Raw genomic sequence first — 18071 nt, forward strand, 5'->3', positions numbered from 1 at the left:
ACTGGATGAAACGAAACGACGGGCCGGTCTCCGGGCTCAAGGAGGGCGCATTCGAAAGAGTCACGCCAACGCCTGCACCTTCCCGGCCCATGCCAGTGGTCTTCGCAGGCGACTCGCTCATTACCGTTGCGGGGGCAGCGATGGACTTGGCCGTACAGCCTCACCATACTTCCCGATTATCCCCTGCAGGCAGGGGCACCCATCTTCAGTCGGGCCATCCTAAAGCAATTGCCGCAACAGGCGCAATCGATGGCTAGCTTCCGTTCCATAAGACGGCCACGCCGCACTCCTGGTGCGCCTGGGCACCCCGCCGGGCAGGCACGGGGGGGCTCGGTTGCGGCCCGATGGCCCGATCCTCATGGGTATCTCAGGGCTTGTTTTTGCATGCGGTTTTATCACATGATCTTCGCCGCTCGCGATCAACACCCCGAGGTCGAGGCGAGCATCATCGCGGCATGGCCATGAAAAACACGGTATTAAGATCGAAAATCACAATATCGTGATCGGCCACCTCTTCCCAAAAACTCGGATAGAAATGCATGAACGTCGCTCGTCATATATTGGCAACGCTATCTCTTATCCCGGCTTTACATGCCATGGCCGATACCACTTCTTATCCACTGACGCTGACCAATTGTGGCATGGAAGTCCGCTTTCAATCCGCACCAAACAGCACGGTCACCGTCGGTCAATCGGCCACCGAAATCCTCTATGCTTTGGGGCTGGCCGACCGGGTCGCAGGAACCTCGGTCTGGTTCAATCCGGTATTGCCACAGTTCCGCGATGTCAATGCCGACATCGAGCGAATCGCCGACAATGATCCGAGTTTCGAGGCCGTGGTGAACAAGAAACCCGATCTCGTCGTCGCCCAATATGAGTGGCACATTGGCCCCACCGGCAGCGTGGCGACCCGGGGCCAGTTTCATGACTTGGGCATCGCCACCTACATCATGCCAGCCGATTGCGATACCAAGGACAATGCCACCGGCGGCGACGGCACCCGTATTGCCGCCTTCTCCCCCGATTCGGTCTACAAGGGCATCAACGAGCTGGCCACGATCTTCGACGTGCAGGACACCGGGGCGGCGCTGGTGGCCGACCTCGAGGCGCGCGAGGCGCGCGCTATCGCCAACGCCGAGGGTCTCGAGCTGCCGGAAGACCTGTCGGCGGTATTCTGGTTCTCTTCTCCGGAGTTGTCGGCTGCTCCCTACGTCGCCGGCCGGCTCGGTGCGCCAGGCTATATAATGGACAAGCTCGGCATTCGCAATGTGATCCAGTCCGATGAGGAGTGGCCCACCGTCGGCTGGGAGTCCATTGCCAAGGCCGATCCGGATGTCATCGTGGTGGCCCACATGGATCGTCGCCGCTACCCTGCCGACGCTGTCGATAAAAAGCACGAGTTTCTACACAGCGATCCCGTCACCCGCGAAATGGCAGCGGTGAAGAACGGGCACATCATTGAAATGGACGCCCATGCGATGAGCGCCACGATGCGCACGATCTTCGGCCTCGAGACGCTGGCCGATGCCCTGTCGACCCTGTCCTTCGACCGATGAATTCGGCAATAGCGCTGGGATCCCCGGCTCGCTTCCGATGGCGTTGGACCTGGCTGACGCCACTGATCCTGCTCATCGCCGTGATGGCGGGCACCGCGATCGGCGAGACGTCGATCCCGCTCGAGACGATCCTCAAGGTGCTGGCCAACCGGCTCTGGGGGGCGGGGTATGCCGTCGATCGAATCGACGCCGGCATCATCTGGAGCTACCGGCTCAGCCGCGCCATTCTCGCGGCCTGTTGCGGCGCCGGGCTGGCCTTGGCGGGCGTCGTCCTGCAGGCGCTGTTGCGCAACCCCCTGGCCGATCCGTTCCTGATGGGGATCTCCGCCGGCGCCTCGACCGGTGCCGTGGCGGTCACCATCACCGGGATCGGCGCCGGCGCCATGACGCTCTCGCTCGGGGCCTTTGCCGGGGCGGGTCTGGCCTTCGGCCTGGTGGTATTGCTCGCCCATGCTGCCAGCAGCGGTACAGGGGGCGGACGCGGTACCCAGGCCGCGGGGGCCATCATTCTGGCCGGCATTGCCGGATCGCAACTCTTCAATGCCCTCACCGCCTTCATCATCGCCAAGTCAGCGAGTGCCGAGCAGGCGCGCGGTATCATGTTCTGGCTGATGGGCAACCTCTCCGGCGTTCGTTGGGACGATGTCCTCCTGGGGCTGCCCGTCGCCCTGGGCGGTCTACTGATCTGCCTGTGGCACCGGCGTGCGCTGGATGCCTTTACCTTCGGCGCCGACAGCGCCGCCTCGATGGGCATCGCCGTGCGCAGCGTCCGGGGCATCCTGATTACCGCCATGGCACTGGTGACCGCCGTGATGGTCTCCAAGGTCGGCGCCATCGGCTTCGTGGGTCTGGTGATTCCCCATGCCATGCGCTTTCTCGTTGGCAGCCGCCACACCCGCCTGGTGCCTGCCTCGGCGCTGGCCGGCGCCGTCTTTCTGATCGGCTCGGACATCCTCTCGCGTATCCTCGTGCCGGGGCAGGCGTTGCCGATCGGAGTGGTCACTTCGCTGATCGGTGCCCCGGCTTTCGCCATGATTCTGGTTCGTGGGACGAAAATACGATGAAACTGGCCGCTGAACGGGTCGACTGGACGGTCCACGGGCACAAGTTGCTGGACGACGTCAGCCTCGCGGTGGAGGCCGGCGAAACCTTCGGCCTGATTGGCCCGAACGGCTCTGGCAAGACCACCCTGCTGCGAGTGCTCGCGGGGCTGCGCAGGCCGAAGAGCGGACGCGTCCTGGTGGACGGCCTGCCGATGACCAGGATGCGGCAACGTGACATCGCCCGATCCATCTCCTTCGTCGAGCAACAGGCGGAAACCCTCGATCGGATAGAGGTACGAGAGGCGGTAGCCCTGGGCCGGACCCCCTTCCTCTCACCGCTACGTTCGTGGTCGGACCAGGATGACGCCATCGTCTCCCGAGCCCTCGATGATGTCGGCATGCGACATCTGGCGGGCCGTCTCTGGCACACGCTTTCCGGCGGTGAACGTCAGCGCGTCCATATTGCTCGCGCCTTGGCTCAGCAGCCGAGCATCCTGCTGCTCGACGAGCCCACCAACCACCTCGATATTCGTCACCAGCTATCGATCCTCCAATTGGTCAGGCAGCTGCCGGTCACGGTGGTCATCGCCTTGCACGACCTCAACCAGGCCATGGACTGTGACCGCATCGGCGTGATGGATGCCGGGCGCCTGGTCGACATCGGCACACCCCGGCGGGTGCTGACGGCCGACAGGCTGCAGCGCACCTTCGGCGTGCACGCCGATATCCTCGACGACCCCCAGGATGATCGCCGGATCCTGCGCTTCCGCCACGCCCTATAAGTGCCCCCATCTCACGGTCCCGATGAATGAGGCGGTTTTACGCGGGCTTCGACGGCGAGCGGCGGTTTCAGGCTGCCGACCAACAGGGCGCTCAGCAGCGAACCGCAGGCGATCGCCAGTAGATAGAGAAACGGGTGTTGGACCAGCGGGATGACGAAGACGCCGCCATGGGGGGCCGGCAGCTGGCAGCCGAAGTACATCGACAGCCCGCCCGCCAGCGCCGAGCCGACGATGCAGGCGGGCAGCACCCGGAGCGGGTCGGCGGCGGCGAAGGGGATGGCGCCTTCGGTGATGAAGGAGGCGCCGAGCACGAAGCAGCTCTTGCCGGCGCGCCGCTCGTTGGCGCCGAAGCGGCTGCGGAACAGCAGCGTCGCCAGCCCCATCGCCAGCGGCGGCACCATGCCGCCGGCCATGACCGCGGCCTGGGGCAGGTGGTTGCCCGCCGCTATGGCGGCGATGCCGAAGGTGTAGGCCGCCTTGTTGACCGGCCCGCCTAGGTCCACCGCCATCAGCCCGCCCAGCAAGGTGCCCAGCAGGATCAGGTTGCCGATGCCGAGCGAGCCCAGCCAGTTCACCAGCGCGCTATTGATATCGGCCAGTGGCATCAGCAGCAGGTACATGATGCCGCCGGTCAGCAGCAGGCCGATCACCGGGTAGATCAGCACCGTCTCCACCCCCTGCAGGCTGCGCGGCAGATTGCGGCAGAGATGGCTGACGGCCAGCATCAGATAGCCGCCCAGCAGGCCGGCGATCATGCCGCCGATAAAGCCGCCGCCGGAATGCACCGCCATCCAGCCGCCGACCATCGCCGGCATGAAGCCGGGCCGGTCGGCGATGCTCATGCCGATGAACGCGGCCAGCACCGGTATCATCAGGCCGAAGGCGCCTTCGCTGCCCCCCAGGGTCATCAGCGCGGCCGCCAGTGGATGGTAGTTCGGGCTGTCCGGGTCGAACGCATCGACGCCGAACATTAAGGAGAGCGCGATCAGGATGCCGCCGCCGACGACGAACGGTAACATATTCGAGACGCCGTTCATCAGGTGCTGGTAGATGCCGGGCCGGGTCGCGGCCGGCCGGGGCGCGGCGGCGTCCCCTTCGCCGGTGTAGACCGCCGCCTCTCCGCTCAGGGCCCGTTCCAGTAGCCCCTTCGGGTCGTGGATCGCGTCCCCTACCGGCACCCTGATCAGCTTCTTGCCGGCAAAGCGATTCATATCGACCCGGGTATCGGAGGCGATGACGATCACTTCGGCGGCGGCAATCTCCTGCTCCGTCAGGCGATCCCGCTCGCCGATTGCGCCGCGGGTCTCGACCCGGATCGGCAGTTCCATCCGTTCGGCACAGACTTTCAGCGCATCGGCTGCCATATAGGTGTGCGCGATGCCGGTCGGACAGCCGGTCACCGCCAGCACTCGCGGCATCGGCGGGGCGGCTGCTGCCGCCGGCCCGGTGGCGTCGGCGCCAGCCTCGACGGCATTGCCGGCCTCGACGGCATTGCCGGCCTGCGCTTCGTCGGCCAGCAGCCTGATCAACTCGTTCGCACTCCCCGCCTGCAGCAGGCTCTGAATATAGTTCGACTCCTGCATATGCCGGGTCAGCGCGGCGAGGATTTCGAGATGTTCCTCGGCCACCGCCTCGGTTTCGGCAATCAAAAAGAAGATCCGGCTAGGCTGATTGTCGAGCGAGCCGTATTCGACGCCGTTCGGCGCGATGCCCAGGGCGATCGCCGGTGATCGGACCGCGTCGGTGCGTGCATGGGGGATGGCGATGCCCTTCTCGAGTCCGGTCGGAAACTCTGCCTCACGCTTGAGAATCGCCTCCTTGAACGCTTTCGGATCGGTCAGCTTGCCCGCTTTCGTCAGCACCTCGATCAGCTCATCGAGAATCTCTGACTTGGTGTGTCCATGCAGGCGCAGACAGATCGTATCGGTACTGAGCAGGCTGGTAACCTCCATCGCACTCACCGTCGCAGGTTATTGTTTGAAGTTTAGACGGTTTTCTCAACGGCTATCGGTGCAATGGCAGGCGCTCTGTTCTATCCCCGCGCGTCTTGGCTCAGTGAGGGGAGGACCAGTTCACGGACCTTCGGAGCCTCTCGCCCGTCGCCTCGCGGGAACGAAGACGGGGGCGCCGTCGACCTCGGCGGTGGCCAGGCGCTGGCCATACAGTCGCTCGATGGCGCTCGGCACCAGCATGGCATCTCGCGGCCCCCAGCAGGCCTCGCCGTCGGGATAGAGCAGCAGCAGGTGATCGCACCAGCGTGCCGCCAGGTTGAGATCGTGCAGGCACATCATCACCGCGTGGCCGGCACCGGCCTGCTCGGCGAGCAGTGCCATCACCGCGGTCTGGTGATGCAGGTCGAGATGGTTGGTCGGCTCGTCGGCCAGCCAGATGCGCGGCGCCTGGGTGAGTACCGTGGCGATGGCCAGCCGCTGGCGCTCGCCCCCGGAGAGGGTGTTCACCAGGCGATCGGCCAGGTGACCGACATCCAGCCGCGCCAGCGCCGCCTCGGCCAGGCGCAGGTCCTCGCCGCCCTCCATCTGCCAGGGAGACAGCCAGGGATGGCGGCCGATCAGGGCGGTCTCGCGCACCGTGGCGGGAAAGCCGTCCAGGCGCTCCTGGAACACCAGCCCCAGCTGCCGGGCGACCCGGCGGCGCGCAAGCGCAGACAGCGGCCGGCCATCGAGGCGCACCTCGCCGCGGCGTGGCGCGCGCAGCCCGGCCAGGGTATGCAGCAGGGTGGTCTTGCCGGCGCCGTTGGGCCCCAGCACGCCCCACACCTGTCCCGGCTCGAGGAGCAGGTCGAGCGCCCGGCCGTCGCCGCGCTGTGGCACGTCGATGACCAGTCCCTGCGTCTCGAGTCGGCTCATCAGCGGCTCCGGTAGAGCAGGTAGAGGAAGGTGGGCACGCCGAGCAGCGCGGTGATCACCCCCACCGGCAGCTGCTCCGGGGCGATCATGATGCGCGCCAGGGTGTCGGCCAGGACCAGCAGGATCCCGCCAGCCAGGGCACAGGCCGGCAGGATCAACCGCTGGTCGTTACCCAGCACCAGGCGCAGCATATGCGGCACCACCAGACCGACGAAGCCGATGCTGCCGGCGGTGGTCACCGCCATGGCGGTGAGCAGGCTGGCGGCGATGTAGATCGTCCACTCCAGGGGGCGCACCGCCACGCCCAGGGCGGCGGCCTGCAGCGGCCCGCGGGCCAGCACGTTGAGGCTGCGCCCCAGGGGGATCAGCAGCAGGCAGACCACCCCCAGCAACGCCAGCGGCGGCAAGGGGGTGCGCGCATAGGAGAGATCGCCCATCAGCCAGTAGAGCATGCCGGGCAGGCGATCGGCGGGACTCACCGCCAGCATCAGGGTGATCACCGCGCCCCAGCCGGCCGCCACCACCACCCCGGTGAGCAGCAGGCGCGAGGGGGTCCAGCTACCGGTGCCGTGGGCCAGGCCGAACACCAGCAGGGTGGAGACCAGCGCCCCGGCGAAGGCCGAGCCGGAGATCACCACACCGCCGAGCCCCGCCAGCATGGCGGCCAGCGCGCCCACCGAGGCGCCGCCGGAGAGTCCCAGCACATAGGGGTCGGCCAGCGGGTTACGCAGCAGCACCTGCATCAGCGCCCCCGCCACCGCCAGCAGCCCGCCGGTGGCGAAGGCCGACAGCGACCGCGGGACCCGCAGGTCGAGAATCAGGGTGCGCGGTAGGGCGTCGCCCTGGCCACGCAGCACCGCCCACAGGTCCGCCGGCGCCACGCTGGCGCTGCCGACGCCGACCGACAGCACCAGGGCGGCGAGGGCGGCCAGCAGCAGCACACCCAATGGCAGGCTCAGCTGGCGCATGGCGCCCGCCCCCGTCTAGCGACGCCCACGTGCCACCTCCAGTTTCTCGCAGAGTATCCGGCTGCCCTCGAGCAGCCTGGGCGTGGGCCGCTGGATCAGCGACGGCGGCACGAAGAACAGGTTGTCGCGGGCCACCGCCGCAAGGCTCGGGTACTGCTCCCAGTGGGTCAGCCAGTGACGGTTCTCCTCCCCCATGCCACCGGCAACGATCACTTCGGGATCGGCGGCCAGCACCGCCTCGTCATCGATGCGCGGTACCAGCCGGGAGAGCTCGCCGAAGACGTTGACGCCGCCACACATCGCCACCACCTGGCCGATCAGGTGCTCGTCGTTGACGCTCATCAAGGGCTCGTCCCACACCTGGTAGAAGGTCGTCACCGGCTCGGCATCGGCATGGCGCTCGGCCAGCGACGCCATGCCCTCGCGGAACTCCCGCGCCGCGCGCTCCCCCTGCGCCTCGGTGTCGGCCAGCCGTGCCAGGCGCTCCATGGCGCTGGCCACCCCCTCGACATCGCGCGGCTCGATATAGAAGACCGCCATGCCCAGCTCCTCGATGGTCTCGAGCTGCTCGGCGGGGTTGCCGGTCACCCAGCCGACCACCAGGTCGGGCTCGAGCGAGACCAGGGCCTCCAGGTCGACCCGGGTATGGCTGCCCACCGAGGTCACCTCCCTGGCTTCGGGAGGGTAGTCGCTGAAAGCGACCACCGCCACCACCCGATCGCCGGCCCCGGCGGCGTAGGTCAGCTCGGTGGCGCCCGGCGAGAGCACGGCGATGCGCTCCGCCGGGGCGTCCAGGCACACCTCGCGGTCGCGGTCGTCGGTGGCGCATACCGGGTCCCGCTCCTCGGCCTGGGCCGTGCCCGCGACCAGCCCCAGTCCCAAGCCCACGAAGGCCAGGCCCGGCAGCAGCAGGATCAGGCGCCGCATCGTCATTGGGCACCGTAGCGAACGCTGACGAAGGCAGCGCGACCGGCGTTGAGGAAATCATCCCCATCGAGGAACCTTGCCGTCGCGAAGTCCTTGTCGAGCACGTTCTCGACCGTCAGGCGGGCCGACCAGAATGGGGCGAACTGCCAGCCGGCACGCAGGTTGACCAGCCCGAAGCCGGGCAGGCGCTCCTCGTTGTCGGCGTCGTTGTAACGATGGTTCTGCACGATCCACGAGCCACCCAGCGACCAGTCGCCCAGCTCACGATCGACATCCAGGCGCAGGCTTCGTGAGGCGCGCCGCGGAAGGCGGTTGCTAGTCTCGCGATCTTCCGGATCGGTATAGGTCAATGCCGCCTGCAGGGTCCAGTTGGCGAGTTCGGTGCCGGCAGAGAACTCCACACCGCGAATGCGGGCCTCGTTGACGTTGAAGGCGGAAAACCTGCCATCCTGAAAGGTAAAGGCGATCAGATCGTCTATGTGGGTCTGGTAGGCCGCCAGATCCCAGAACGCATGCCGGTACCGACCGCGAACACCCAGTTCGAACGTCTCGGAGGTCTCGGCGTCCAGGTCGGGGTTGCCGAACCCGGGGAAAAAGAGGTCATTGAACGTCGGTGCCTTGAAGGCCGTGCCATAGCTGGCGCGCAGGGTATGGTGGGCGTCCAGCTCATAGCCCAGGGCCAGGCTACCGGTGACTTCATCGCCAAAGGCTTCGTTGTCGTCATGCCGTAGGCTGGCCTGCACCGAAAGCGGGGAAAAATCGAGCAGTCCCTGGGCGAAGACGGCGGTATTGTCGCGGCTGTCCTCGTCGAAATCCGTCGTGCCGCTGACCCTGTCCTCGCTGTGCTCGATGCCGACAACCAGCTCATGAAAACCGACGTTCAGCGTGTTCTCCCAGCGCGCTGTCTGTGTCCGGGTATCGAAGACCGAAAACCCGAATGCATCGATCGTATCGCTCTCGTCCCGCGCCTCGTTCAAGGTCAGGCGGCTGCGCAGATTATCGGTCACCGGCAGCTCACCGTAGATACCGGCCACCTGCTGGACGAAGTCGGTATTGGCAGGCGAGCCAAAGCTGTCGAATTCGGTATTGCCGCGGGCGCGCAATGCCAACAAGCCCAACTCGGTGCCTCCGTCGAAGGTATGCGAGAGGCGAGCCAGGCCGGAGGCATTGTCGTAACCCTTGTCGTCTCCACCACGCCGTACCGGAACGCCATCGGTATTGAAATGGCTGCCGGCAAAGCTGTAACGGGTGCCGCCACTACTGCCGGAGAGCCCGGCGCTGTAACGCTGGGTATCGAAGGAGCCACCACCCACGGAAATGTGTGGGTGAGGCCCGCCCTCTTCCGCTTCATGGGTGAACAACTGCACCACGCCGCCCACGGCGTCGGCGCCGTAGAGGCTGCCGCGGGGACCGCGCACGATCTCGGCGCGCTGGAACATTCGCGGGTCCAGAAACTGCCAGGCAGCGCCACCGGTGGTGGCCGAGCGCAGGCGGATGCCGTCGATCAGCAGCACATTCTGGTCGCTGTCGGTGCCGCGGATAAAGACGCTGCTGTTCTTGCCGAAGGCACCGTTGGTGGTCACATCCACCCCCGGCTGGCCGCGCAGCAGGTCGGTGAGGCTGACGGGATCCTGGCGGCGCAGGGTGGCCTCGTCGAGTAAGGTGACCGAGGCGAGGCTCTGGTCGGCGGTACGGGGCGCCAGGGTGGCGGTGACTAACAGGGGATTGAGGCGCAGCGACTCGTCGGTATCGGTTCCGGCGGACTGGGCCTGCAGCGCCAGCGGCAGGGCCGCCAGGCCGAAGGCGGCCAGGCCACGGGGGGCGTTGATTCCGGTTTTCATGAGGTGTCCCTTGCTCGCCGTGCCTACCCGCACGGTCGAATGGCGTTATATGCGCCGGGGGCAAGGGATCGAGGAAGAGGGAAAACGGGCGCCTGCCCTGCCTCATGGTCTCCCACCGCAACCCGGCATGATCTCTCGGGCCGGTCTCCGGGCTGACGAGCGGAAGCCATGTCTGGAACAGCGGGCTTCCCGGACGGCCACCTTCCCGTGCCTGGGCACAGTGGCATGAAGGCCGTTCTTGTCTCGATCACCGTTGCGGGGGCAGCGTCGGAATGGCGTCATGGGAGCGCGCACCGACTTCCCGTTTCACTGGCGGATGACTCCGCCAGCACCTGAGAGAGGAAGAAAGCTAGCAACCCCACCGGGGGGCGTCAACGCGCGTCTGCCCCGGGCTTGACCTGGCGCAGCCGCTGCACCAGGCCATGGCGCACATACCACACCGCCTCGCTGCGCTCGGCGACGTCCTGGGCCAGCCAGCCGGTCAGGTCGCGCAGGCGGCGCTCCTCGACGGCCATGGGCACGATGCCGCGCCCCATCTCCGGCAGGATCACCACCACCTCGACCGCCCTCTCCCGCTCGGCATCGGCGAAGGCATCGAGCGTCTGCTCCCACTCGCGGCGCAGCCCGTCGTCGGTCCGGGTGGCCAGTGCCGCCTCGATCCAGCCCGCCCAGCCGGTCACGACCAGCGGCTCGCCGGATATCGCCGTCTCGCGCCACCCCTCCAGCGGCGTGCCGGGCTCGAGCCGATGCCAGCGCGCCACGGGGAAGCGCTCGCTTACCGTGTCGCGCTTGCCGGCGCAGGCACCGCCGATGAAGAGCTGCATTGCCAGCCTCCTGTCCGGTAGACGAAAACGAACCGCCGCCCCTGGGCCTGCCCCACGCTGCCCCCCCAGAAGTCGATCGCCTCGAAACGCCTGCGTAGCTCGCGAATGACCCCGCCATGGGTCATCGCCAGCACCCGGCGGTGTCCGCCGGCCTCGGCGGCCACGAGCAGCTCGACCAGCCACGCCGCCAGACGCTCGCGCAGGGCGGCGGCGGACTCGCCATTCGGCGGCGCCCGCTCGCCCTGGCTGTCGATCCACTCGCGATACGCCGCCATCTCCTTGAGCTCGGCGTAACATCGGCCCTCGAAGTCGCCGAAGTCGAGTTCGCGCAGCCGGGCATCGAAGCGTGTCTCGACCTCGGACTCCCGCCCCTCGAGCACATGGGCCAGGGTCTGGCGACAGCGGGTCAGGTCACTGCAGTGGACGACGTCGAAGCGCTCTCCGGCCAGGAAGTCGCGGAGCCGATCCATGTCCGGGCGTGCCTCGGACAGCAGCAGCGGAATATCGCGCTGCCCCTGGTAACGCCGCTCCCGATTCCATGCCGTCAGCCCGTGGCGAACCACCACCAGCTCCAGGCGATCAGCAACAGCCATAGTTCTCCTCCCTCGATGGCGGCACCGACGATATCACCGTTGATGCCCTTGAAGGCGCGCATCATCACCGCACCATAGATCAGCAGAAAGCTCGGCAGGGCGACCAGCAAGCCGCCGAGCAGCCGCGGCCAGTCCGGCAGCCACGGCAACAGCAGGGCCAGCGGTATCGCCGACAGCCAGAGGTCCCGGCGGCCCAGGTGCGCTTTCCAGGCCCAGGCCAGTCCTTCGGCGCGCGCCGCCGGGGCCAGCACCAGCAGCGCCACCGCACCGAGGCGCCCCAGCGCCGGCACCAGGGCGAGCAGCGCCGGACTGGCTCGCGTCTCCAGCAGCGCCCATAGCAGCATGCCCTTCCAGGCCAGCAGGAAGACCAGCGCCAGGATGGCAAAACTGCCCACTTGCGGATCCTTCATGATCGCCCAGCGCCGGGCCAGGGGCGCATTGCTGCCCAGCGCATCGGCCACGTCCATCAGGCCGTCCAGGTGCAGGCCGCCGGAGAGCGCCACCCACAGGCTGAGCAGCAGCAGCGCCAGCAGCGGCGTGGGGACCCGGTCCTGCAGCACCAAGCTCACCCCGGCCAGGAGGGCGCCGAGCAGCAGCCCCACCAGCGGGTAGCAGCGCACCGCCCAGCGACTGGTGGCCGCATTCCAGGGACACTCGACCGGCACCGGCAATCGGGTCAGGAACTGGACCGCCAGCAGCAGTCCGTAGCTCGCACTCTTCATGTCACGTCCTTCCAGTCGATGGGCAGGCCGGCGACCACCTCGACCACCCGGTCGGCCTCGCGGGCCAGCTGCCGATGCAGCCGCTGCAGGAAGGCGAGATAGCGCCACACCCCGGGATCCCGCGGCGGCAGATCCTCGTTGAGGTCGTTGGAGACCACCACCAGGGCGATTGACTGCCCCCGGGCCCGGGCCAGCAGTGCGCCCAGCAGGCGTTCGCCCTCCGCCTCCGGGCCTCCCCCGCCGTAGAGCCACTGGCTGGCCCACAGGGTCAGGCAGTCGAGCAGCACGGTGCTGCCGGGCTCGACCCGGGCCAGGGCCTCGTCGATCGCCAGCGGTACCTCCAGGACGAGCCAGCCCGCGCCGCGCTCGCGGCGATGACGAGCGATGCGTGCCGCCATCTCGTCGTCCGAGGCCCGGGCGGTGGCCAGATAGTAACGCTGGCCACCGCGCCCCTGGTGCCACTCCCGGGCCAGCCGCTCGGCGAAGGTGCTCTTGCCGGAGCGCGCCCCGCCGCTGACGAAGGCGATCATCGCGACCGTCTCTCGGCCAGCACCGCCAGCAGCCGATCGTTGTCGGCGCGGCTGCGCAGGGCCAGGCGCAGCCAGCCGCCGTCGAGGCCGGGGAAGTTGCGGGTGTGCCGGGCCAGGATACCGGAGCGCAGCAGCGCCTCGAACAGATCATCGGTCACCGCGGGTCCCTCCGCCGGTTGCACCAGGAAGAAGTTGGCGCTGCTCGGGATCACCTCGAGGCCCGCGGCAGAAAGCCCGGCCTGCAGCCGCGGCTGCTCGGTCGCGAACCAGCGCCGGGTGCGGGCGAGGAAGTCGTGATCGGCCAGCAGCGGCGCCACCAGGCTGGCGGCGAGGTGGTTCACGCTCCAGGGCATCTGCAGCGCCCTGGCGCGCGCCACCGTCCCGGCGCTGCCGAGCAGGTAGCCCAGGCGCAGCCCGGGGATGGCGTAGAGCTTGGTCAGCGAGCGCAGCAGGATCAGGTTCGGCCAGGTCGCCAGCAGCGGCGTCAGGCGCTCGTCGGGCGTCACGAAGTCGATGAAGGCCTCGTCGACCACCAGGGTACAGCCCTGCTCGAGGCCGGCCGCCAGCAAGCGCTCGATCGCCCCGCGCGGGATCAGGCTGCCGGTGGGGTTGTTGGGCCGACACAGGAACAGTACGTCGCAGCGTGCCAGGGCCGCCCGGGCGGCCGGCTCGTCCAGCTCGAAGTGCTGCCCTGCCAGGCGGAGCGCATCGACCGGGAGGCCATGGTGGCGGCAGGCCCGGGCATACTCCGAGAAGGTCGGCTGGACGATGGCGGCCCGACCACCGGCGTGGAGCGCGGCGGCGAGCAGGATCGCCTCGGCCCCACCGTTGGTCGGCAGCACCTGCGCCGGTGTCACGCCTTCGGCGCTGGCGATGGCGGCGCGGGCCTCGCGATACTCCGGGTCGGGGTAGCGGGCCACGCCGGCGAGCGATTCCGCCAGCCGCCCGGGCAGCCAGGCCGGCGGTCCCAGCGGGTTGATGTTGGCACTGAAGTCGAGCACCGCGTGATCGGCGGGCAGGCCGAAGCGGGCCAGCAGTGGCGCCGCCTGGCCGCCATGGCCCGGCCACGGCTCGTCGGGTCGCGTCATGTCAGCCACTCCCTCGTCAGTAGCACCGGCAGCATTACCGCCAGGAACGCCAGCCAGCCCCCATGCATCAGGCGAATCGCCGCGCCGATATGGGCCGCGTGCAGCGCCTCGCGGGGCTCGCCCAGGGTGGCACGATGCGAGGCCACGCCAGCGTAGACATTGGTGCCGCCCAGCTGCACGCCCAGCAGCCGGGCCACTATCGACTCGGGCCAGCCGGCATTGGGGCTGGGATGACGCGGCGCCTCGCGGCAGGTGGCGGCCAGGGCGCCACGGGCACGCATGCCGGGCATGCCCCAGGCCGCCAGCCAGATCGCCAGCGCGGTGAGGCGCGCCGGCAGCCAGTTAACCAGGTCGTCGAGTCTCGCCGAGGCGTAGCCGAAGTCCGCGTAACGCTCGCTGCGATAGCCGACCATGGAGTCGAGGGTATTGACCGCCTTGTAGGCCAGCGCCAGGGGCGCCCCGCCGAGCAGTGCCCAGAACAGCGGCGCGGTGATGCCGTCGACGGTGTTCTCGGCCACGGTCTCCACCGCGCCCCGGGCGACCTCACCCTCGTCCAGGGCCGTGGTATCGCGGCCGACGATGCCCGCCAGCGCCTGCCGGGCACCCCGCAGGTCGCCCCGCGCCAGGGGCGAGGCCACCGCCCGGGCGGCATCGCCGAGCCCCTTGATGGCGAGAGTCGTGGCCAGCAGCCAGAGCTCCGCCGCCAGCGCCAGCCAGGGACCCAATCGGCCGAGCAGGGTGAGCAGCCCCCAGGCGAGGCCGTAGACGCCGAGCACCACCACCACCGTGAGCAGCGCGCCCCGGTAACGCCGCGCCCGGGCCGAACCGCGGTTCCAGGCCCGCTCGAGCCGGGCGATCACTCGCCCCATGCCCACCACCGGATGGGGCAGCCGGTGCGGGTCGCCAACCAGCAGGTCGACGGCGATGGCCGCCAGCACCAGGGCCAGCAGTGACAGGCCCAGGGGCGCCTGGCTCATGCCCGGTCGCCGCCGGCCACGCCGGCGTCGGCAAAGGTCGCCATCTCCGCCAGCATGCGGCAGGCGGCGTCCAGCAGCGGAAAGGCCAGCGCCGCCCCGGTGCCCTCGCCCAGCCGCAGGTCGAGGTCGAGCAGCGGCTCGGCGTCGAGCGCCGCCAGGGCCACGTCATGGCCCGGCTCCCGGGAGCGATGGCCGAAGACCAGGTAGTCGCGCACGTCCGGTGCGAGCCGGCAGGCCACCAGGGCCGCCAGGGTGGCGATGAAGCCGTCGACCAGCAGTGGCACCCGGCGCGCCGCCGCCTCCAGGCAGGCGCCGGTCATGGCGGCGATCTCCAGCCCGCCGAGGCTCGCCAGCACCCCGAGCGGATCGCCGGGGTCGGGGGCGCGGGCGACGATCGCGCCCTCGATCACCGCCCGCTTGTGGGCCAGGCGGACGTCGTCGATGCCGGTGCCACGCCCCACCAGCCGCGCCACCGGTTCGCCGGTCAGCACCGCCAGCACGGCGCTGCTGGCGGTGGTGTTGGCGATGCCCATCTCGCCGATGATCAGGCAGCGACAGCCAGCCGCGACGGCGCGCCCGGCGGCCCGCCGGCCCGCCTCGATGGCCGCCTCGGCCTCGGCCCGGCTCATGGCGTCCCGGCGGGCGAAGTTGGCCGTCCCGGGCCGCACCTTCTCGTCGACGACGCCCTCGCCGGCCACCTCGCTGGCCACGCCGACGTCGATCACCTCGAGCCGCGCCCCGATCCGGCGGGCGAAGACATTGATCGCCGCGCCGCCGGCGACGAAATTGGCCACCATCTGCGCCGTCACCTCCCGGGGAAAGGCGGAGACCCCCTCGTCGGCGATGCCATGATCGGCGGCGAAGACCAGCACACCGGGCGGCGTGACCCGGGGAAAGGGGTCGCCGGTCATCACCGCCAGGTCCACCGCGAGTCGCTCCAGGCGGCCCAGGCTACCCGGCGGCTTGGTCAGGGTGTCGAGGTAGGCACCCACCCGCGCGCCGAGGCGGCGGTCGGGTGCGGCAATGGGCAGGGGGATATCGGTCACGGGGTGGCTCCAGGCAAGTCGTCCATGTCGGGCCGCTCATGTTACCAGAGTCATGGCCGTCCTCCGCGCGACGGCTGGCATCTTGCCGACACCCTCCTATACTGTACAAACAAACAGCACAGGAGCCGCCATGAGCATGAACCGCCACCGCGACGCCAGGGTCCGCAAGGGGCGTGGCGCCACCTTCGACCCGCACAACCGCTTCGCTCCGTCCGTCAGCGAGGCCGTCGACGACGGCTGGTGGCAGGAGGCGGTCCCCGAGCGGCTGGCCACCGAGGTCCGCGACGAGCGCACCCGCAGCGCCCTGTCGTGGAACACCTCGCCCGACCTGCCCTTCGACCGCTCGCTCAACCCCTACCGCGGCTGCGAGCATGGCTGCATCTACTGCTATGCGCGCCCCAGCCACGCCTACTGGGACCTCTCGCCGGGGCTGGACTTCGAGACGCAGCTGATCGCCCGTACCGGGCTCGTCGAACGGCTGCGGGAGGAGCTGTGCAAGCCCGGCTACGTCTGTCGACCGATCAACCTCTCGGGCAACACCGACTGCTACCAGCCACTGGAGGCCGAGCGGGGAACCACGCGCGCCATCCTGGCACTGCTGCTCGAGTGCCGCCATCCCGTCACCCTGGTGACCAAGAGCGCCCTGATCCTGCGCGACCTCGATCTGCTGCGCGCGCTGGCCGAGCAGCGCCTGGTGCGGGTGATGGTCAGCCTGACCAGCCTCGACAGCGACCTCAAGCGCGCCCTGGAGCCCCGCGCCGCCTCGCCGGAGGCGCGGCTCAAGGTGATCCGCACCCTGGGCGCGGCCGGCGTGCCGGTGGGGACCCTGGCGGCACCGGTGATTCCCGGCCTCACCGACCACGAACTGGAAGGCCTGCTGGAAGCGGCCCGGGAAGCGGGGGCCGCCACCGCGGGCTGGATGCTGCTGCGCCTGCCCCGGGAAGTCGCGCCGCTGTTCGCGGCCTGGCTCGAGGCCCATTACCCCGAGCGGGCCGGCAAGGTGATGAGCCTGATCCGCCAGTGCCGCGGCGGGCTGGACTACGACCCGCGCTTCGGCCACCGCATGCGCGGTCGGGGCGTCTTCGCCGACCTGCTCGAACAGCGCTTCCGGAGGGCCTGCCGGCAGCTCGGCCTGAACAGCCCCGACAGCCCGGCGGCCATGCGCCTCGACACCACCGCCTTCCGGCCGCCCCATGCCCAGGGCGAGCTGTTCTCGTAGCCGGCCGGACAGTCAGGGAATCAGCACCGCGGCCCCGGAAAGCCGCCCCTCGCGCAGGTCGGCGAGCGCCTCGTTGGCCTGTTCCAGGGGGTAGGCACGGGTCTCGGTGCGGATCGGCACGCCGGGGGCCAGGGCCAGGAACTCCTCGCCGTCGCGGCGGGTGAGGTTGGCCACCGACTTCACGCAACGCTCCTCCCACAGCAGGCGGTAGGGAAAGGACGGGATATCGGACATGTGGATGCCACCGGAGACCACCACGCCGCCAGGCCGCACATGGGAGAGCGCGATGGGCACGAGTGCGCCCACCGGGGCAAACAGCAGGGCGGCATCCAGCGGCTCGGGGGGCGCCTCGTCACTGCCCCCGGCCCAGACCGCCCCCAGCCGCAAGGCGAAGGCCTGGGCGGTGGCATCGCCGGGCCGGGTGAAGGCGTGAACCCGCTGGCCGCGCGACACGGCGAGTTGGACGAGGATATGGGCGGCGGCGCCGAAGCCGTAGATGCCGAGCCGACGGGGTTCGTCGCCACCGGCGAGGCGCCAGGTGCGATAGCCGATCAGGCCGGCGCAGAGCAGCGGCGCGGCGGCCTGGGCGTCATCGCCGTGGACGGGAAAGCAGTAGCGGGCGTCGGCCACGCAGAACTCCGCATAGCCGCCGTCTCGGGTATAGCCGGTGAACGCCGCTCGCCCGCAGAGATTCTCGCGCCCGGCCAGGCAGTGGTCGCACTCGCCGCAGGTCCAGCCCAGCCAGGGCACGCCGACCCGCTGGCCGGGTGAAAGCCGCGCGACCTCCTCGCCGGGGGCGGTGACCTCGCCGACGATCTCGTGGCCGGGCACCAGGGGGAGCCGGGGCTCGACGAGCTCGCCATCGACCACGTGCAGGTCGGTGCGACACACCCCGCAGGCCAGCACCCTGAGCTGCACCTCGCCCGGCCCGGGCTCGGGCCGGGGGATCCGCTCCAGCCGCAGCGGCTCCCCCGGCCCATGGAGCCGCATCGCACGCATCTCGTTCATGGCCCCTCCCGCACTGTTTATCCCTACCTCAGGAGCATAATGCAGGCCGTTCGGAAAGGCGTCAGGCATTCCTCATCCAC

At 69.3% G+C, this 18071-nt stretch carries 17 protein-coding genes and 2 riboswitches; of the genes, 4 read left to right on the forward strand and 13 right to left on the reverse strand.

The features are described from left to right. Positions 1-4 precede the first annotated feature (4 nt). Positions 5-218: riboswitch (cobalamin riboswitch) on the reverse strand. 321 nt (positions 219-539) lie between these two features. The 3 genes from CR157_RS02465 to CR157_RS02475 are packed head-to-tail and all read left to right on the forward strand — an operon-like array spanning position 540 to position 3381. Beyond that, positions 540-1556 carry an ABC transporter substrate-binding protein gene (locus CR157_RS02465; RefSeq protein WP_110281947.1) on the forward strand — a complete coding sequence of 339 codons (1017 nt, stop codon included), beginning with the start codon at positions 540-542 and terminating at the stop codon, positions 1554-1556. After that, positions 1553-2620: a FecCD family ABC transporter permease gene (locus tag CR157_RS02470; RefSeq protein WP_110281948.1), complete on the forward strand. Its 1068-nt coding sequence runs from the start codon at positions 1553-1555 to the stop codon at positions 2618-2620. The genes CR157_RS02465 and CR157_RS02470 overlap by 4 nt, the downstream gene beginning before the upstream one ends. Beyond that, the gene (locus tag CR157_RS02475) at positions 2617-3381 is read left to right on the forward strand and encodes an ABC transporter ATP-binding protein (RefSeq protein ID WP_110281949.1); all 765 of its coding nucleotides are present in this window, start codon (positions 2617-2619) and stop codon (positions 3379-3381) included. Before CR157_RS02470 ends, CR157_RS02475 begins: the two co-directional genes overlap by 4 nt. A gap of 11 nt (positions 3382-3392) precedes the next feature. Here CR157_RS02475 and CR157_RS02480 read toward each other — a convergent pair whose 3' ends face one another. The 12 genes from CR157_RS02480 to cobT all read right to left on the reverse strand — a co-directional run bounded on the left by CR157_RS02480 (position 3393) and on the right by cobT (position 15764). Next, positions 3393-5333 (reverse strand): PTS fructose transporter subunit IIABC, encoded by a 1941-nt coding sequence (locus CR157_RS02480; RefSeq protein ID WP_110281950.1) that lies wholly within the window; start codon positions 5331-5333, stop codon positions 3393-3395. A gap of 120 nt (positions 5334-5453) precedes the next feature. Next, positions 5454-6248, reverse strand: coding sequence for an ABC transporter ATP-binding protein (locus CR157_RS02485; protein ID WP_110281951.1), 795 nt, complete (start codon positions 6246-6248; stop codon positions 5454-5456). Further along, positions 6248-7216: a FecCD family ABC transporter permease gene (locus tag CR157_RS02490; protein WP_110281952.1), complete on the reverse strand. Its 969-nt coding sequence runs from the start codon at positions 7214-7216 to the stop codon at positions 6248-6250. Before CR157_RS02490 ends, CR157_RS02485 begins: the two co-directional genes overlap by 1 nt. Before the next feature lie 15 nt (positions 7217-7231). Continuing rightward, positions 7232-8149, reverse strand: coding sequence for a cobalamin-binding protein (locus CR157_RS02495; RefSeq protein ID WP_258364043.1), 918 nt, complete (start codon positions 8147-8149; stop codon positions 7232-7234). Continuing rightward, positions 8146-9984, reverse strand: a complete 1839-nt coding sequence (locus tag CR157_RS02500) for a TonB-dependent receptor domain-containing protein (protein ID WP_110281954.1) — start codon at positions 9982-9984, stop codon at positions 8146-8148. Before CR157_RS02500 ends, CR157_RS02495 begins: the two co-directional genes overlap by 4 nt. A gap of 121 nt (positions 9985-10105) precedes the next feature. Continuing rightward, positions 10106-10335: riboswitch (cobalamin riboswitch) on the reverse strand. A gap of 20 nt (positions 10336-10355) precedes the next feature. Next, entirely contained in the window at positions 10356-10808 is a 453-nt protein-coding gene (locus tag CR157_RS02505; protein ID WP_110281955.1) for a bifunctional adenosylcobinamide kinase/adenosylcobinamide-phosphate guanylyltransferase, read from the reverse strand. After that, positions 10760-11401 carry a histidine phosphatase family protein gene (locus tag CR157_RS02510; RefSeq protein WP_110281956.1) on the reverse strand — a complete coding sequence of 214 codons (642 nt, stop codon included), beginning with the start codon at positions 11399-11401 and terminating at the stop codon, positions 10760-10762. The genes CR157_RS02505 and CR157_RS02510 overlap by 49 nt, the downstream gene beginning before the upstream one ends. Continuing rightward, entirely contained in the window at positions 11353-12123 is a 771-nt protein-coding gene (gene cobS / locus CR157_RS02515) for an adenosylcobinamide-GDP ribazoletransferase (protein WP_110281957.1), read from the reverse strand. Before cobS ends, CR157_RS02510 begins: the two co-directional genes overlap by 49 nt. Continuing rightward, a complete protein-coding gene (locus tag CR157_RS02520; RefSeq protein ID WP_110281958.1) occupies positions 12120-12653 on the reverse strand; it encodes a bifunctional adenosylcobinamide kinase/adenosylcobinamide-phosphate guanylyltransferase in 534 nt (177 codons plus the stop codon). The genes cobS and CR157_RS02520 overlap by 4 nt, the downstream gene beginning before the upstream one ends. Next, a complete protein-coding gene (gene cobD, locus CR157_RS02525) occupies positions 12650-13741 on the reverse strand; it encodes a threonine-phosphate decarboxylase CobD (RefSeq protein ID WP_110281959.1) in 1092 nt (363 codons plus the stop codon). Before cobD ends, CR157_RS02520 begins: the two co-directional genes overlap by 4 nt. Beyond that, positions 13738-14718: an adenosylcobinamide-phosphate synthase CbiB gene (gene cbiB, locus CR157_RS02530; protein ID WP_110281960.1), complete on the reverse strand. Its 981-nt coding sequence runs from the start codon at positions 14716-14718 to the stop codon at positions 13738-13740. The genes cobD and cbiB overlap by 4 nt, the downstream gene beginning before the upstream one ends. Beyond that, the gene (gene cobT, locus CR157_RS02535) at positions 14715-15764 is read right to left on the reverse strand and encodes a nicotinate-nucleotide--dimethylbenzimidazole phosphoribosyltransferase (RefSeq protein ID WP_110281961.1); all 1050 of its coding nucleotides are present in this window, start codon (positions 15762-15764) and stop codon (positions 14715-14717) included. The genes cbiB and cobT overlap by 4 nt, the downstream gene beginning before the upstream one ends. Positions 15765-15894: 130 nt before the next feature. Between cobT and CR157_RS02540 the strand changes: the two genes are divergently transcribed. Continuing rightward, positions 15895-16983, forward strand: a complete 1089-nt coding sequence (locus tag CR157_RS02540; protein ID WP_258364044.1) for a PA0069 family radical SAM protein — start codon at positions 15895-15897, stop codon at positions 16981-16983. Between the two features lie 12 nt (positions 16984-16995). On the opposite strand, the gene CR157_RS02545 is transcribed toward CR157_RS02540, so the two are convergent. After that, positions 16996-17991 (reverse strand): zinc-dependent alcohol dehydrogenase family protein, encoded by a 996-nt coding sequence (locus tag CR157_RS02545; protein WP_219999866.1) that lies wholly within the window; start codon positions 17989-17991, stop codon positions 16996-16998. Positions 17992-18071 lie beyond the last annotated feature (80 nt).

It is taken from the genome of Halomonas sp. LBP4, from assembly GCF_003202205.1.
Classification (GTDB): domain Bacteria; phylum Pseudomonadota; class Gammaproteobacteria; order Pseudomonadales; family Halomonadaceae; genus Halomonas; species Halomonas flagellata.

What these genes read in the sequence shown, in the direction of transcription:
- CR157_RS02465 (WP_110281947.1), top strand. Translation starts at nt 540, where the DNA reads ATGAACGTCGCTCGTCATATATTGGCAACGCTATCTCTTATCCCGGCT.
- CR157_RS02470 (WP_110281948.1), top strand. Translation starts at nt 1,553, where the DNA reads ATGAATTCGGCAATAGCGCTGGGATCCCCGGCTCGCTTCCGATGGCGT.
- CR157_RS02475 (WP_110281949.1), top strand. Translation starts at nt 2,617, where the DNA reads ATGAAACTGGCCGCTGAACGGGTCGACTGGACGGTCCACGGGCACAAG.
- CR157_RS02480 (WP_110281950.1), bottom strand. Translation starts at nt 5,333, where the DNA reads ATGGAGGTTACCAGCCTGCTCAGTACCGATACGATCTGTCTGCGCCTG.
- CR157_RS02485 (WP_110281951.1), bottom strand. Translation starts at nt 6,248, where the DNA reads ATGAGCCGACTCGAGACGCAGGGACTGGTCATCGACGTGCCACAGCGC.
- CR157_RS02490 (WP_110281952.1), bottom strand. Translation starts at nt 7,216, where the DNA reads ATGCGCCAGCTGAGCCTGCCATTGGGTGTGCTGCTGCTGGCCGCCCTC.
- CR157_RS02495 (WP_258364043.1), bottom strand. Translation starts at nt 8,149, where the DNA reads ATGACGATGCGGCGCCTGATCCTGCTGCTGCCGGGCCTGGCCTTCGTG.
- CR157_RS02500 (WP_110281954.1), bottom strand. Translation starts at nt 9,984, where the DNA reads ATGAAAACCGGAATCAACGCCCCCCGTGGCCTGGCCGCCTTCGGCCTG.
- CR157_RS02505 (WP_110281955.1), bottom strand. Translation starts at nt 10,808, where the DNA reads ATGCAGCTCTTCATCGGCGGTGCCTGCGCCGGCAAGCGCGACACGGTA.
- CR157_RS02510 (WP_110281956.1), bottom strand. Translation starts at nt 11,401, where the DNA reads ATGGCTGTTGCTGATCGCCTGGAGCTGGTGGTGGTTCGCCACGGGCTG.
- cobS (WP_110281957.1), bottom strand. Translation starts at nt 12,123, where the DNA reads ATGAAGAGTGCGAGCTACGGACTGCTGCTGGCGGTCCAGTTCCTGACC.
- CR157_RS02520 (WP_110281958.1), bottom strand. Translation starts at nt 12,653, where the DNA reads ATGATCGCCTTCGTCAGCGGCGGGGCGCGCTCCGGCAAGAGCACCTTC.
- cobD (WP_110281959.1), bottom strand. Translation starts at nt 13,741, where the DNA reads ATGACGCGACCCGACGAGCCGTGGCCGGGCCATGGCGGCCAGGCGGCG.
- cbiB (WP_110281960.1), bottom strand. Translation starts at nt 14,718, where the DNA reads ATGAGCCAGGCGCCCCTGGGCCTGTCACTGCTGGCCCTGGTGCTGGCG.
- CR157_RS02540 (WP_258364044.1), top strand. Translation starts at nt 15,895, where the DNA reads ATGAGCATGAACCGCCACCGCGACGCCAGGGTCCGCAAGGGGCGTGGC.
- CR157_RS02545 (WP_219999866.1), bottom strand. Translation starts at nt 17,991, where the DNA reads ATGAACGAGATGCGTGCGATGCGGCTCCATGGGCCGGGGGAGCCGCTG.